Annotated in this window: 11 protein-coding genes and 1 pseudogene; 3 read left to right on the top strand and 9 right to left on the bottom strand. The window is 49.3% G+C overall.

Going from position 1 to position 14131, the window contains the following annotated elements:
- Nucleotides 1-4: 4 nt before the first annotated feature.
- The 4 genes from HA49_RS18230 to rfaQ all read right to left on the bottom strand — a co-directional run bounded on the left by HA49_RS18230 (nt 5) and on the right by rfaQ (nt 4416).
- Entirely contained in the window at nt 5-784 is a 780-nt protein-coding gene (locus HA49_RS18230) for a glycosyltransferase family 2 protein (protein ID WP_038016013.1), read from the bottom strand.
- Entirely contained in the window at nt 784-2061 is a 1278-nt protein-coding gene (gene waaA / locus HA49_RS18225; RefSeq protein ID WP_038016010.1) for a lipid IV(A) 3-deoxy-D-manno-octulosonic acid transferase, read from the bottom strand. Before waaA ends, HA49_RS18230 begins: the two co-directional genes overlap by 1 nt.
- A gap of 154 nt (nt 2062-2215) precedes the next feature.
- The gene (locus tag HA49_RS18220) at nt 2216-3346 is read right to left on the bottom strand and encodes a glycosyltransferase family 4 protein (RefSeq protein WP_038016007.1); all 1131 of its coding nucleotides are present in this window, start codon (nt 3344-3346) and stop codon (nt 2216-2218) included.
- Nucleotides 3343-4416 (bottom strand): putative lipopolysaccharide heptosyltransferase III, encoded by a 1074-nt coding sequence (gene rfaQ, locus HA49_RS18215; protein WP_038016004.1) that lies wholly within the window; start codon nt 4414-4416, stop codon nt 3343-3345. The genes HA49_RS18220 and rfaQ overlap by 4 nt, the downstream gene beginning before the upstream one ends.
- A gap of 562 nt (nt 4417-4978) precedes the next feature.
- Between rfaQ and HA49_RS18210 the strand changes: the two genes are divergently transcribed.
- Nucleotides 4979-6085: a glycosyltransferase family 9 protein gene (locus HA49_RS18210; protein ID WP_038016001.1), complete on the top strand. Its 1107-nt coding sequence runs from the start codon at nt 4979-4981 to the stop codon at nt 6083-6085.
- Nucleotides 6086-6115: 30 nt separating this feature from the next.
- On the opposite strand, the gene HA49_RS18205 is transcribed toward HA49_RS18210, so the two are convergent.
- The gene (locus HA49_RS18205; protein ID WP_038015998.1) at nt 6116-7216 is read right to left on the bottom strand and encodes a glycosyltransferase; all 1101 of its coding nucleotides are present in this window, start codon (nt 7214-7216) and stop codon (nt 6116-6118) included.
- Between the two features lie 156 nt (nt 7217-7372).
- On the opposite strand from HA49_RS18205, the gene HA49_RS18200 reads away from it, so the two are divergent.
- Together HA49_RS18200 and HA49_RS18195 are read left to right on the top strand one after the other, a co-directional pair.
- Entirely contained in the window at nt 7373-8347 is a 975-nt protein-coding gene (locus tag HA49_RS18200; RefSeq protein WP_038015995.1) for a polysaccharide deacetylase family protein, read from the top strand.
- A 238-nt stretch (nt 8348-8585) separates the two neighbouring features.
- Nucleotides 8586-9863 carry an O-antigen ligase family protein gene (locus HA49_RS18195; protein WP_038015992.1) on the top strand — a complete coding sequence of 426 codons (1278 nt, stop codon included), beginning with the start codon at nt 8586-8588 and terminating at the stop codon, nt 9861-9863.
- On the opposite strand, the gene HA49_RS18190 is transcribed toward HA49_RS18195, so the two are convergent.
- From HA49_RS18190 to rfaD, 4 genes and pseudogenes are all read right to left on the bottom strand, one after another.
- Nucleotides 9805-10926, bottom strand: a complete 1122-nt coding sequence (locus HA49_RS18190) for a glycosyltransferase family 9 protein (protein ID WP_169748788.1) — start codon at nt 10924-10926, stop codon at nt 9805-9807. The genes HA49_RS18195 and HA49_RS18190 overlap by 59 nt on opposite strands.
- A gap of 72 nt (nt 10927-10998) precedes the next feature.
- Nucleotides 10999-11970 (bottom strand): lipopolysaccharide heptosyltransferase RfaC, encoded by a 972-nt coding sequence (rfaC, locus tag HA49_RS18185; RefSeq protein WP_038015987.1) that lies wholly within the window; start codon nt 11968-11970, stop codon nt 10999-11001.
- A pseudogene (gene rfaF, locus HA49_RS18180) lies at nt 11958-13020 on the bottom strand (ADP-heptose--LPS heptosyltransferase RfaF). The gene rfaC and the pseudogene rfaF overlap by 13 nt, the downstream one beginning before the upstream one ends.
- Before the next feature lie 14 nt (nt 13021-13034).
- A complete protein-coding gene (gene rfaD / locus HA49_RS18175; RefSeq protein ID WP_038015980.1) occupies nt 13035-13967 on the bottom strand; it encodes an ADP-glyceromanno-heptose 6-epimerase in 933 nt (310 codons plus the stop codon).
- Nucleotides 13968-14131 lie beyond the last annotated feature (164 nt).

Genomic DNA, 14131 nt, shown 5'->3' with positions numbered 1-14131 from the left:
ATGGTTATTGCACTCCTGGCGGTTTTGTTTTGTTTAATGCCCAGAGTATGGCGTATTTATTGAACGTATACTGAGCATTGACCAATGCCAGCACCCAACCCTGGCTGCCGTCGAGAATTCCTGCTCTCAGGATAGCTGTTTTCAGCCAGGCTGCCACTGTGTGACTGTAGACGGAATACAGACTGCAGGAGCGGCCCTGACTGAAACGCTGGGCTGCCCATGCATTGGCGTAAGCCAGTTGTTTTTGCTGGAAATGATGCAGGTCGCGGCAGGTTAAATGTTTTAAATCTCCGGATAGCCGGATCACACTGGCACCAGAATGCTCCAGTGATTCATGAACCAGGTGGCTGTTATAACGAAAGCGGGCCGGATATAAACGAGTTACGCGATCCGGATACCAGCCACTGTGGCGCATAAACCGCCCTAAAAACCAGTTGCTGCGGGCAATGCTGTAAACGTTGTCCGGGGATGCTGACTGTTGCAATACCTCTTCTATGGCTGCGCGTAATTCCGGAGTCACTCTTTCATCTGCATCGATCATCAAAATCATATCGCCGCTGGCATATTGCTGCGCATGCTGGCGTTGCAGCCCGTACCCCGGCCATTGCTCACTGTAAAACACCCGGGCTCCGGCCTGACGGGCAATGTCAGCGGTCTGATCGGTACTTCCGGAATCCAGTACAATTATCTCATCAGCCCATGCGACAGACTGCAGGCAATCCGGGAGTAATTCAGCCTCATTTTTGGTGATCATCACCACCGAAAGTCTTTGGCGTGTACTCATCAGTGTGTCCGTGGCGGAAGATTGGGTTCAAGCAGTTCCAGTAATCGTTGCAAGGCTCCCTGATTTTGCCGTAATACCTCTACAGCATGGTGGCCGTAATATCTGCGGTAGTCATCATCCTGTAACAGGGTGCTGACTTCTCTGGTCAGAGAGGTGCTGTCGGTCACGGTTATTAACCCCTGAGCTTCTTCGAGTTTGCTGCAGATGTCTTTAAAATTCCATGTATGTGGTCCCATCAGCACCGGGATGGCATGAGCTGCCGGTTCCAGCGGGTTATGTCCGCCGCGTTCTGTCAGACTACCCCCGACAAAGGCCAGGTCTGCAATACCGTAGAGCAGCATTAATTCACCCATAGTGTCGCCTATCACGACCTGAGTGGCGGCCGAAGGAACGTCTCCGCTGCTGCGACTGATAAACTTCAGGCCAGCCCGTTGGGTCAGTGCTTTAGCATCCGCAAAGCGTTCCGGATGGCGCGGGACCAGAATCAACAACAGGTCCGGAAATTGTTTTAGCAACTGACGGTGACTTTCAAGAACAATCGTTTCTTCCCCGTCGTGGGTACTGGTCGCTATCCACACTGGACGATGGGGTGCCCACTGGCTACGCAGAGTTATCGCTTTGGCTGCCAGTTCCGGGGTGACCGAAATATCAAATTTCAGGCTGCCAGTGACCGCAAGATGGCTGCGTTTTAATCCTAATGCCACAAACCGCTCACCATCTTCGGCATTTTGTGCCGCGATGAGCGTGATACTTTGCAGCAATTTCTGCATAAACCTGCCCAGTTTCTGGTAACCCCGGAAAGAACGTTCAGAAAGCCGTGCATTGGCAATGACCAGTGGGATTTTGCGCTGATGCAGAATATGAATCAGACCTGGCCAGAGTTCGGTTTCCATAATGATGACCAGCCGGGGGCGGACTGTATTCAGAAAGCGGTGCGTGGCTCCGGGCAGATCATAGGGCAGGTAGACATGGTCTACATCTTTACCAAAGGCCGACTGAGCCCGTTCAGAACCCGTTGGTGTCATGGTTGTCACGGTAATCGGCAGCGTCGGATAGCGATATCGCAATGCCCTGACCAGAGGGACGGCGGCCAGTGTTTCTCCGACAGAAACCGAATGTAGTACGATACCCTCAGGTCTGACTTTGCCTTCGCAAAATCCATAACGTTCCGCCCAGCGTTTACGGTACGCCGGCGCTTTACGACTGCGGATAAGTAATCGAACCCAGATAAAGGGTTGAATCAGGTAGAGCAGAGTCTGGTATACACGCAACAGCATTTTGTGAATATCGGCTTGGAATATTGCGGCAATGGTAGCATAAATGTAACTGTTTAGGCACGTTGCAGACGGATAAACCACCCAGCTTCAAAACGTTAGGCCGACGGGGAAACCGACCTGCGACTTTCCCGTCAGAAATGATTATTTCACATGATTAAGCGGACAATAATTTTTCGTAAAGCCGGAACAGTTGTTCAGAGAGATACGCGGGAGTGTACGGCAGAATAGTTTGCCTTGCCTGTTGTCCCATTGGCGAGTCAGGGCCATTGGCGGGTAATTTTTTAATTGCCAGAATCAATGCCGGGATATCCAAAGCGTCCGTCACAAACCCATTCTCCCCGGGGCGGATAAATTCCGCTCCTCCACAATGAGTGCTGGTAATCACTGGCAGACCACAGGCCATTGCTTCCAGGATAACATTCGGGAAGGGGTCATAGAGTGTCGGTAGTAATAACCCATCTGCCAGTTGATAGAATGGCAAGGTTTGTGGCTGCATTCCTGCAAAATGAACCCGTTGTTCGCAACCCAGGGAGTGTGCCAGTTGCTGATATTGCTGCTCAGTTTTATCACGGCCAACGACCAGCAAATGGCTGTCGGTAGCAGAAATGGCATGGATTGCTGCCCTGAGTCCTTTTCGTTCAAATCCTGAACCGACAAAAATCAGACAGTGAGCCTGTGGTGGCACGGAATACTGCTGGCGTAAGGTTTCCCGCTGTGAAGCGTCTGCCGGGCAAAATTTTTGATGATCGATAGCATTGTAGATGACATGTATTTTTTCGGCCGGTAACGCAAAGTCTTCGATAATTTCGCGCTTTACCATTTCGGCATTACAGATGACAGCTTTCAGATGCGGTGAAGTATACATTTCACGTTCGGCTCGCATTACATAACGATGGTAACGGTCGGCCATTAACCTTCGCTGTTGCCAGCCTGGTAAAATACGCGAACGCTGCAAGAGCCAGCGTTTATGTACGCCATCACCGGCACGATAAATATCACATCCTGCGATACGTTCATGGCTCTGAACAATGTCAAACCCCTTATGATGCCAGAGTTTACGCGCTGCTTTAGCAAATCCCTTTTCACGGCTGATCCGTCCCCATTTTATCGGATTACAGATATGAATATGCCAGTCAGGATTGCTGTCACCCTGCCACTGGCGGGTAATGACGTTCAGTTCTATATCTTTGTGGTCCAGGGCTTCCAGTGCACGGGAAACAAAACGCTCGGCACCTCCATCCGGGCGATATTTCTGGCGCACGATGGCCAGACGAATTTTTTTCATTTCAGCAGATCCTGTGCCGGGGTGAGAACAGCCTGAACCGGAATTAAATCCAGATAGCGTTCGTCGGTATCTGTTTTAATATCATCCGGATGAGGTAGAGGACCAAAATCTCCGGCCCACAGTACGGTTCCTCTGCCTTCCCATGGATGCCAGAGGGTGAGTTTAGAGGGGCCAAATAATGCCACATAGGGGGTATCCAGTGCGGCAGCCATATGCATCGGCACTGAATCAACACCAATAAATAGTGCGGCATAATCGATCAGTGCCGCCAGCTGTGGCAGTGTCATTTTTCCTGCCAGAGAAACAATGTGCTCACCTTTACTCATTGCCTGTATCCGGCTTACCATCTCAGTCTCAGCATGGTCCGGGCCAGAAGTCAGAACAATTGGATAGCCTTCCGCAGCCAGTTGTGTGATGAGACTGGCCATTTTTTCTTCTGACCAGCATTTAAAAAACCAGCGTGATGTAGGATGGATCACGATATACCGTCCTGCTACCTGCTGTTCTGCCAGTAATTGCTGAATAAATTCGTGGTCGTCTGGCCGGTAGCTCATCATCGCACGGGTATCGATATGTGACAGATGCAGAGGTTTCAACAGGGAAAGATTTTGTTCGACGGTATGCAACTGCTCATGATCGGAGACAGAGACCAACCGGGTGTGACACTTTTTCCAGAGCATACCTTTGCGTTTAGGAAAATCAAAACCGAGACGTTGTCTGGCGCCGGTGAAACGGGTGAGCAAGGCACTTCGCCACTGGTCGGCGAGATTAATGACTAAATCATAGTGCTGTACCCGGAGTGTTCGAAGTAAACGCCATTCATGGCCAATATGGCGGAGTACACCCTGTTTTTTCCAGCGACGATCGATAAAAAAACAGTGCGAGATAAGAGGATGGTTGACCAGCATTGGCTCAGTCTCTTTATACAGCAGAACATCAATTTTGGCGTCAGGATAATTATCGTGCAGTGATGCGATAACCGGAGTTATCAGCAACATGTCACCATGATGGCGCAATTTAATAATCAGTATTCTCTGCGGGGATAAAGCTGATACTGGCGTATGACTCATACTTGTCACTTATGTTAAATTTAAATAACTCCGGCTCATGGGATCAGGCAGTCCCAAAACTGAGTGATCCGGTTTCTGTGCTATTTTCAGACCCGTTTTTTTACGGCAAGTTCGTGTCTGGCATATTCAGAATGTATTACTGATGATTAACCAAAAGGTGAATCATTATCGAAACCGCCACACTGTAACAAATAAAAATGGATGTGGGGTAAATTCCTGTGACTGCCAGTTACCTGTGTAGTGTGCGGAAAATTTTGTGGGTTGGCCGGTAATTCACGGCTTGCCGGGGGAGTATCAGCTGTTATCGAATTTTTTCCCCCTGACAGGGTCTGTATAGCAGTGCAAACCTGTCGCGCGCACAAAACAACCGACTGACAGAATAGGCATAGTGGTACTATATGACGGCCTGTTTCATCCTGCAAAGTGCGCTTTTGTTTATGTTGGATTTGCCGGGACAGTGACACCCGGGGACTGCGGGGTGCGCGAAATGAGTGTTTATTTGTATCTGATTCTACTAGATTTTTTTCGCCGGTTTACACTATCAGGAACTAGTTAGTTAAAAATGAGAGAAAGTAAGAAAAGAAAAATAGGTTTGGTGGATGCCTGGCTGGGGCTTTTCTATCGTCGGTCACTTAGCACACCAGAGAAAAGGAAGCAGCTACCACAGCAGGAGTTTCGCTCTATTCTGGTGTATTCTACCACTGCGTTGGGCGATTATATGTTCAACACTCCGGCGCTTCGGGCTATCCGTCAGCGTTATCCCGCAGCTCGTATTGTTCTGGTTGCACATCCAAAATATCAACAGTTACTTACACGGCGTGATTTCTACGATGATGTGCTGTTCTGGAATAACAAGTTTGGTTCATTAGCCCATTTTTCTCGTCAGGCAAAACGTTTTTCTCCGGAATTAGCGATAATGCTGCATTCTCATCTTCCTTATGATGTGATTAGTGCTGCCATGAGTGGTTGTCGCTATCTGGTACGCGATAATTACGGCAAAGAAACGGGAAAAATGTCCCGTTGGCTGACCTACGGTCTTGACCAGTTTCCCGGCCATATTATTGCCCGGAAAATGGAACTGGCATCAGCTCTGGGATGCGCCAGAGAGAATGTTGATATGGCCGTTCCTTGTGATTATAAAGCTATAGATAAACAGCCCGGAACGTTTCGGGTCGGCTTTCAGTTGGGAGCATCAACCAGTATTCGTTGCTGGCCTCCGCGTTATTTTGCCGAACTGGCTGACCGGATTGTTCAGCAGTTTCCTGGAAGTGAGATCGTATTAATTGGGTCGCCTGCGGAAACAGGACTTGCTGAACAGGTTCTGGCCAGTGCAGAGCCGCAAACGATCGCCGCTATCACCAGTTATGTGGGTAAAACCAGTCTGCCGGAACTGTTAGGGGTTATTTCTTCAATGGATATCCTGGTCACTGGCGATACCGGGCCATTACATCTGGCCCTTGCCCTGAAAACCCCCACCCTCAGTCTGTTTGTGACCGAATCACCGGAAAGTAGCGGTCCGTACCAGGATCGCCATCTGCATCGTTATGTCTATCTGCCAATGAGCGATCCGCGGGTCACTGATAAGCTTGAGCCGTTGAAGGCCATACCAGTCGACGATGTGTTTACCCTGCTCAGTGAGATGAAAATCTCGTTGCAGGCTTCTGCCTGAGAAGATCTGACAGCGGTTGGGCTGGCAGGTTTAGTTATCGGTGTTTCCTGCGGTTATCAGGTTCAGGTAACGGTAGCAAATGGTATCCAGCTGATAATTACTCACCACCTGCGGCTCAATTTTGACCGGATGGCGGTCTGTTTGCTGCATTGTTGCGGCCAGCGACTCAGCCGTCAGGTCTGCCAGTCCGGCGGCTAAATTGCCGGTGAGAATTTCGGGTGGCCCGCCAGGGCAACGTGTGCTGACGACCTGTGTTTCGCATATCAGAGCTTCCACCAGCACATTGCCAAATCCTTCACTGTCGGAGCTCAGAATCAGCATCCGGGCATTTTTTATCCAGTTATAGGGATTGCTGTGGAACCCCTCGAAAATGACCCGCTCTGAGATATGGAGTTCACGGGCCAGCTGTTTCAACAGTTCGGTGCGTTCTGTACTGCCTTCACCTAACAGCACCAGTGGCCAGGTGAGGTCGCTCATTGCGTAGGCTTTCAGCAAGCGATCGTGACGCTTAACTTCGTGAAAACGACCGACATGCAACAAATAGCTTTTTTCCGGTAAAGAAACCGGTTCAGTGGCCTGGGCCAATATGGCATCGAAATCGAACGGATTTGCAATCACTTGCTGTTTTGCCGGGATAACCGAAAAATGCTGGCAAAGATCATCGGCCACATAACGGGAAACCCCAATAATGTTACGTTGCTGATAAACACGGTGAATTTTTTTTACTTTCAGCCAGCGGGATAAGCCGGTACGGTGTCCAAGGTAAGAGCGGGAGAAGACACCATGCAGGCAGAACCATGTTTTTTGCGGATCGATAGCTTTGCTGCGGCGAACAATACGGTCGGTTTTATGTAAATGAGAGACTACCAGATCGGCAGACCCGTGTTCCGAAACTAGTTGGCGGAAGACCTTATCGAGCTGTCCCGCACGGCGTGACAGCTCTGTTAATTTTCTCCACGGGCTCCGGGAAGTATCGGTAATCACCCGGTAATCAATACCTTCAGGTAGTGTATAATTACAGACATCACGTAACGAAAGCAGTGAGACACGATGACCGAGCGCCAGAAGACCCTGGCTGAGAGTGATAACCACTTTTTCAGCACCGCCTCCGGGCAAACCATCAATAATCATTACGATATGATGTTGTGACACTGTTGATATCCTTTTACTGTGAATGCGTTAACTGATCGCCGCGGGCTGAAGGGGCCGTCACAGATACAGATCGGCACTCCTGCGAATGTATGCAAAAATAACAGAAAACCTTCAGGTAAACATCAGAGATAACCCATGACCAAACCGGCTTTTCTTATCACAATCGATACTGAAGGTGATAACCTTTGGCAAAATCACCGTAAAATCACTACCGATAACACCCGATTTTTGCCGCGTTTTCAGGCATTATGTGAAAAATACCAGTTTAAGCCGACCTGGCTGACAAATTATGAGATGGCAAGTGACCCGGCTTATGTCGAGTTTGCCAGTGATGTGGTGACCAGAAATCAGGGGGAAGTGGGTATGCACCTGCATGCCTGGAACAGTCCTCCTGAACAACCACTGACGGAGGATGACTGGAAATGGCAACCTTATCTGATTGAATATCCCGATGATTTGCTGAAGGCTAAAGTCCGGTTTATGACCGAATTACTGGAAAATTCCTTTGGTACGCCTATGCGCAGCCATCGGGCGGGCCGCTGGGCGTTTGATGAACGTTATGCGGCGATATTACTTGAACTGGGCTACTGTGTTGATTGCTCTGTAACTCCTCGTGTTAACTGGCGTTTTAATCAGGGAGCACCTCAGGGTAACGGTGGCACTGATTACACACATTTTCCGCGCCAGGCATATTTTATAGATGCAGAAGATATTTCCAGACCCGCATCCGGGGGACTGCTGGAAGTTCCTATGAGTACAGATAATAAGCACTCCCCCTTAGTCACTCGCTTGAAGCAGGGTATTGATAAGTTGCGCGGCCGGCAACGGGCACCTTCGGTCTACTGGCTGCGTCCTTCCAGAGATAATTTGCCGGCGATGAAACGGGTGGTAGAGAAAAATCTGGCTACAGGGGGTGATTATGTGGAATTTATGCTGCACTCTTCCGAATTTATGCCTGGCGGTAGCCCGACATTCAAAACTGCGGCAGATATTGAGAGGCTGTATGAAAATCTTGAGCAATTGTTTGAATGGCTGAGTTCCCGAACCCGTGGCATGACATTGTTTGAATATTACCAGTATTACGTAGAGCGTCATGCGCCAGTCTCTTAACGTTCAAAGCAGGTATTCCCGGCGGGATCATAGCCACTCAGTTGCTGCCATCAGCTGACAAACCACACTCTGACATTTCTCACCAATTGTGGTTTTTATTTTCCAGACCAGGCTGATTTTTTGCTGATTAGTTAAGGTTATGCTGATTTTCACCGGATAAAATACCAGTCTCAGACTTTGCCGGGCGTATCTGCCCTGACAGCCCTAATTTTTGACTGCAACAGGTAACCGTAACGAAATGAATACTCTTTTTACTGAACTTTCCTCCCGAATCTCCGGGATTTCCGGAGGAAAAATTAGTCATCGCCTGTTGCCGGTGTGCTGTTTTTTACTCGTTTGTGTATCGGTTATCTTTACGCTGGTAGATTCATCTCTGTCCAGACAATGCTTTTTTATCGCCGGTTATATCGCGCTGGTGGTTGTTTGTCTCAATATTCGCCATTTTCGCCACTTTCTGACCTCTGTATCACTGATGCTGTTGCTGCTGGCTTTGGTGAAAGTCGTCTGGTTTCTGGTTTTCTACGGAGATGCAGCAATAGCGAATATGTATAATTCACATATGCAGGCAGGAAAACGCTTGTTATTTGTCGTACTGATCATGGCCTGCCTGACGAAATATCGCCACTTTCTTCCGGAGAAAACCTGGTTGCTCAAGGCTGTCTTCTGGCTGGCATTTTTGCTGACATCGGTGATTGGTGTCATCCAGGTAGCCAGAGGCATGGACCGGATTGAATTTCATAATACCCGGGCGACTGATGCCTCTTATATGTATTCATGTATCAGTCTGACTCTGGCTTTTCTGTTGCTGTCACGTGAGTCACTACGAGGATATGTGCTGGCTTTTGCTGTTTTCCTGAGTTCTTACTGGCTGGTCCTGCACACAGGGACCCGCTCGGCAATAGCACTGCACCCGATAATTTTTCTGGTTTGTCTGCTGTTCAATTCCCGTTCCCGGTACAAGTTTCGAATCGTTCTGGCAGCGGTGCTGGCGATGGTTTGTCTGATGTTCACGTTTAAAGGGGAAGTGACCGAGCGTGTGCGTTCAACAAGCAATGATTTGAGTGTCTACCTGAAAAGTGAAGGCAATGATGCAACCTCTCTGGGAACGCGTTTGGCTATGTGGCAGGTTGGTCTGGCAGTGTTTGCACAGCATCCCTGGGGTATGAGTACCGAACAGCGCTTCGTCTGGATGAGTCGCTATGTGGATCAGCACGGAACCGATAAATCGGCCCTGGATTATGCGATGGTGCATTTGCATGATGAAAGTATTGAAACAGCCAGCCTGCAAGGAATTATCGGGCTAATTGTGCTCTGGGGGCTCTATTTGGTCGTGCTACGCCAAAGTATCAGACAGAGAAATACGCTGCTGTTGCTGACGCTGTTATGCCTTGTTGGATATGGTCTGACCGATGTATTACTGATTAGCCGCGAACAGACCATATTTTTCGGGTTAATGATTACGCTGTCATGTCTTTATGCGCCTCGCGGGCCTGTTCAGGGCCAGACAGAGGAGTAAGATATTTTTGTAATGCAGCAGTCAGGTCCAGGGGGTCTATCTCCGCAACACTCTGCTTATCGGTGATGATTTGAGTTGAAGGCTGAAAGTTTGGCGCCCAGACTTTATTGTTAATTAACCCGCCATCGATAATTTTACTTTTGTACAGTGCAATAAGCGGTGTCTGGTAAGCACAGGCTACATGTACCCAGGAGGTATCGGGTGAAATGATGAGTTTTGCATGTTGTACAAGTACTACAGCACTCCAGAATGAGTGTTCCGGGTTTTTTCTGGCTGATTCCGGTAGCTGTAAGGCAGACAGTGGTGCCGACGGTCCAATCACTACTACCTGAAGCTGTGGATCAGCTTCAGCAATCATGTTTATCAGTGTGACAACCTGCTGCTCTGACAGAGTACGGTCTTTACCTGCCGCAAAAGGATTTATCACCACGAATTGCTGTGAGACCAGAGTATGAATAAATGCCAGCGCTTTCTGTTGTTCGGCCCCTGGCACTGCAAGCTGGTAATGGTAGTGCTCTGAGGGTAACCCGAATAAGGCTAATACACGCTTATAGCGAGATGTGACATGCTCATCAAGCGCTGGGGCGTCAATATTCAGGTCGTATCGGTAAAATGCTGATTTATTAAACCCGAGAGTATGGCGGCCATTGATCAGGCTGATAAAACTGTAATAAACCGGTGACAGATAGTCACCAAAGTCGATAACCATGTCATAGTTGCGGCGACGCAGTTTCCTGGCGGTCTGCAGAATTTTTCCAGTCTTGCGGGGATAAAGCAGAACACTGTTCACCTGAGGCATAGCCTCAGCAATAAAGGCATTATCTTTTCCGGCGACAACATCCACGCAAATACCGGCAGCGTGCAGTTGGCTGAACAGCCCCGTTGAGACAATCATATCGCCAATTTTGTTGTCATCCCGCAGAATCAGCACTTTTTTTATTGTGCTCAGATCCAGTGCTGTCCGGTGGTAAGTGCTATCAAAGAGTAGCCTTACCAGTTTTAACTTCAGTTGACGAAGCAGATGGTTTTTTTGTCGATTCCAGTACTTTATTTTTTTCCACATCATCATCAACCGTTTTAGATAAAAGTCTGGTAACTGTCAGCGCCTGACAGTTTGTCCGGTACTGCGTACTGGTTACTGATTCAGCAACAACTGGATTTGTTGGTCTACCTGTTCTGCTGAGATAGTTCCCATGCTGTCGCCACTCTCCGGGCGCAGGGCTAACTGATTTTTACCATAACCGCCAATCAGTCCCGGGTCGGTCGGGCCATATAGTGTGATATTGGGTCTGTCCAGTGCCGCAGCCAGATGGCTCAGGCCGGTATCGACTGACACAACGATTTTTGCACCTGCCAGTTCACGGGCAACTTCGGCCAGTGTAAGTCGCGGTAAGACGGTGACCTGCGGATGTCCCTCTGCCAGTCTGATGGCGCGCTGATATTCGGCTTCAGTGCCCCAGGGCAGTTTTATGCAATAACCACGTTCCGTCACTTTCTTAATCAACTCACGCCAGTGTTGTTCAGGCCAGTGTTTATTATCACGGGTGGTGGCATGCAGAAATACCATATAACGCCCGGCATCGGCAGGTAGATCATGAGTGAAGTGCCCGGCGATAGCATAGTCTCCACGCGTAGCGGGCTTTTCATACCCGAGACTTTTCGCAAACAGGTCTCGTATACGTTCAACGGCGTGTTGTTGCTGTTTAATCGCATGACGTTTGTCATACCACCAACAGGCAAAAGGCTCCCTGACACTGTTTTTGTCAGCGCCATGTTTTTCGCCATGTGCCAGACGGGTCACCAGAGCCGCGCTTTTTATCAGCCCCTGGGCATCGATGATAATATCGTACTGACGCTGGCGAAGTTTTTGTTTAAAAAGAAAACGTTCTTCCCGCTGCTGGATGCCAAACCAGTGCTTGCGCCAGCGACGAATAGCGATGGGTAATACCTGATCAACGGCCGGGTGCCAGCCAGGGATTTGGCTAAAATTTTCTTCTACGACCCAGTCGAAGCGTATCCCCGGAATAGCCTGCATAGCATCGGTCAGTGCCGGAAGAGTATGAATTACATCCCCCATAGAGGACGTTTTAACAATCAGGACCTGCATTCATTCTCCTGCGGAGGTGTCAGTAATAAGCTCAGTTCATCCATAACACGCGCAGGTTTTATATCAATCAGACTCTGATGATAACCGAGGTCTGCCTCACCTTTTCGGACTTTATGATAGCCGGTAATCAGGCGAATCACCCGAGCCTGATTTGATAGTGGTGGGGTAAAATCGGGACTGCTGGGGCCATACAATGCCACTAACGGACGATGTAAGGCTGCGGCAATATGCATCAGACCGGAATCATTACTCACTACGGCGTCGCAGCTGGCGAGTAAAATGACCGCCTGCTCAAGCCGGGTTTTTCCGGCCAGATTATGGCAAAACGGCGTGTCATCTGTATCAAGACTGTTGAGGATATCGTTACCGGTTTCATGGTCTTTATCTGAACCGAACAATACCACCCGGTATCCTCTGGCAATCAGTTTCTGTGCCAGAGCCGCATAATGGTAGTGCGGCCAACGTTTAGCCGGTCCGAATTCGGCTCCGGGGCAGAACCCTATCAGGGGCCGGTCTGCGGGTAATTCAAACAGGCTGGCTGTTTCTGTTTTCTCAGCTTCGGTTACACTCAGTTGAGGCCATAATAGCGGTTGGGGCAGGGCGGTCGCGGATGTTACTTCCCCGGCGGGGTAGGCCAGAGCAACGTAACGTTGCACCATTAAAGGAAAAGCCGGTTTGTTCAGCACTCTGGCATCGTTCAGTAAGCCATAGCGCATTTCTCCCCGCCAACCGATACGTTGTTTAATTCCGGCGAAAAAACGGGATCAGTGCAGATTTAAAGGAGTTTGGCAGCACATAGGCGCGATCATAATGATTATCGCGCAGTGAACGACCGATACGGCGGCGCTCACTGATGGCCAGTGAACCATGGCCAATTGGCATTGCAATTGCCTGGCTGACTTCAGGCATCCTGGACAATAACGGCCGGCACCAGCCTGGAGCCATCACATCGATGATAGCCCCCGGGTATTGTGCTTTCAGCGTACGATAGAGGCTTTGAGACATCATCATATCGCCAACCCACGAAGGGCCGATCACCAATATTTTCATCGCCGGAAAATCTCTTATGCTTTGTTGTTCAGCCACGCCATATATTCGCTCACACCCTCTGCTACCGTTTTAAACGGCTTATCATAACCGGCAGCACGCAGGTTACTGAGATCGGCCTGAGTATAGGCCTGGTAACGACCTTTGAGTTTTTCAGGGAACGGGATATATTCCACTTCGCCTTGACCGTGCCAGGCCAAAACGGCATCCGCCACAGCCTGGAAAGATTCTGCTCTTCCGGTACCACAGTTATAAATACCGGAAACGTTGTTTTCCCAGCACCAAAGATTAACAGCGGCAACGTCCCCGACAGAGATGAAATCACGCTGGAAGTTTTCACTGCCGGCAAAAAGTTTCGGGTTTTCACCGTTAGTGATTTGCGTATTCAGATGAAATGCAACGCTGGCCATGCTGCCTTTGTGGCCTTCCCGCGGGCCGTAAACGTTAAAATAACGGAACCCACAGACCGGGGATTCGGCCTCAGGCAGAATGCTGCGAACATAGTGGTCGAACAGCATTTTTGAGTAGCCATAGACGTTAAGAGGCGCTTCGTACTGGCGCTCTTCGATGAAGTTATCATCCCGGCCACCGTAGGTGGCTGCAGAAGAGGCATACAGGAAAGGAATCTGGCGATCCAGACAAAAGTGCAGCAGCTCTTTTGAGTACTGGTAGTTGTTATCCATCATATACTTACCGTCCCACTCGGTGGTGGACGAGCAGGCACCCTCGTGGAATACCGCTTCGACAGGACCAAAATCATCCCCTGCCAGTACGCTGACAAGAAACTCTTCTTTGTCCATGTAATCACTGATATTCAGGTCGGCAAGATTGGCAAATTTAGTACCATCTTTCAGGTTATCTACGACCAGAATGTCAGTATGCCCGCGATCATTGAGGGCTTTTACAATATTACTGCCGATCATGCCGGCGCCACCAGTAACGATAATCATAAGCGTACCTTTAAGTGAGGACGTGAAGTATGGAATACCACGTTTATATCGGGCGATCATACCATTTCAGACACCGTAAAGGCAGGGTATGTTCTCGCTGAAACCTTGCTTCCGTCGATCTGCTACACATTTTTTCACTATGATGATGAAAGGTTTACCTGAAA

The sequence above is a fragment of the Tatumella morbirosei genome (assembly GCF_000757425.2).
In the GTDB taxonomy this organism is placed as follows: domain Bacteria; phylum Pseudomonadota; class Gammaproteobacteria; order Enterobacterales; family Enterobacteriaceae; genus Tatumella; species Tatumella morbirosei.
This window is presented reverse-complemented; position numbering and strand designations above follow the sequence as displayed.

Bases quoted from the DNA above. Each gene is read 5' to 3' on its own strand.
- HA49_RS18230 (WP_038016013.1), bottom strand. From the start codon at position 784: ATGAGTACACGCCAAAGACTTTCGGTGGTGATGATCACCAAAAATGAG.
- waaA (WP_038016010.1), bottom strand. From the start codon at position 2,061: ATGCTGTTGCGTGTATACCAGACTCTGCTCTACCTGATTCAACCCTTT.
- HA49_RS18220 (WP_038016007.1), bottom strand. From the start codon at position 3,346: ATGAAAAAAATTCGTCTGGCCATCGTGCGCCAGAAATATCGCCCGGAT.
- rfaQ (WP_038016004.1), bottom strand. From the start codon at position 4,416: ATGAGTCATACGCCAGTATCAGCTTTATCCCCGCAGAGAATACTGATT.
- HA49_RS18210 (WP_038016001.1), top strand. From the start codon at position 4,979: ATGAGAGAAAGTAAGAAAAGAAAAATAGGTTTGGTGGATGCCTGGCTG.
- HA49_RS18205 (WP_038015998.1), bottom strand. From the start codon at position 7,216: ATGATTATTGATGGTTTGCCCGGAGGCGGTGCTGAAAAAGTGGTTATC.
- HA49_RS18200 (WP_038015995.1), top strand. From the start codon at position 7,373: ATGACCAAACCGGCTTTTCTTATCACAATCGATACTGAAGGTGATAAC.
- HA49_RS18195 (WP_038015992.1), top strand. From the start codon at position 8,586: ATGAATACTCTTTTTACTGAACTTTCCTCCCGAATCTCCGGGATTTCC.
- HA49_RS18190 (WP_169748788.1), bottom strand. From the start codon at position 10,926: ATGTGGAAAAAAATAAAGTACTGGAATCGACAAAAAAACCATCTGCTT.
- rfaC (WP_038015987.1), bottom strand. From the start codon at position 11,970: ATGCAGGTCCTGATTGTTAAAACGTCCTCTATGGGGGATGTAATTCAT.
- rfaD (WP_038015980.1), bottom strand. From the start codon at position 13,967: ATGATTATCGTTACTGGTGGCGCCGGCATGATCGGCAGTAATATTGTA.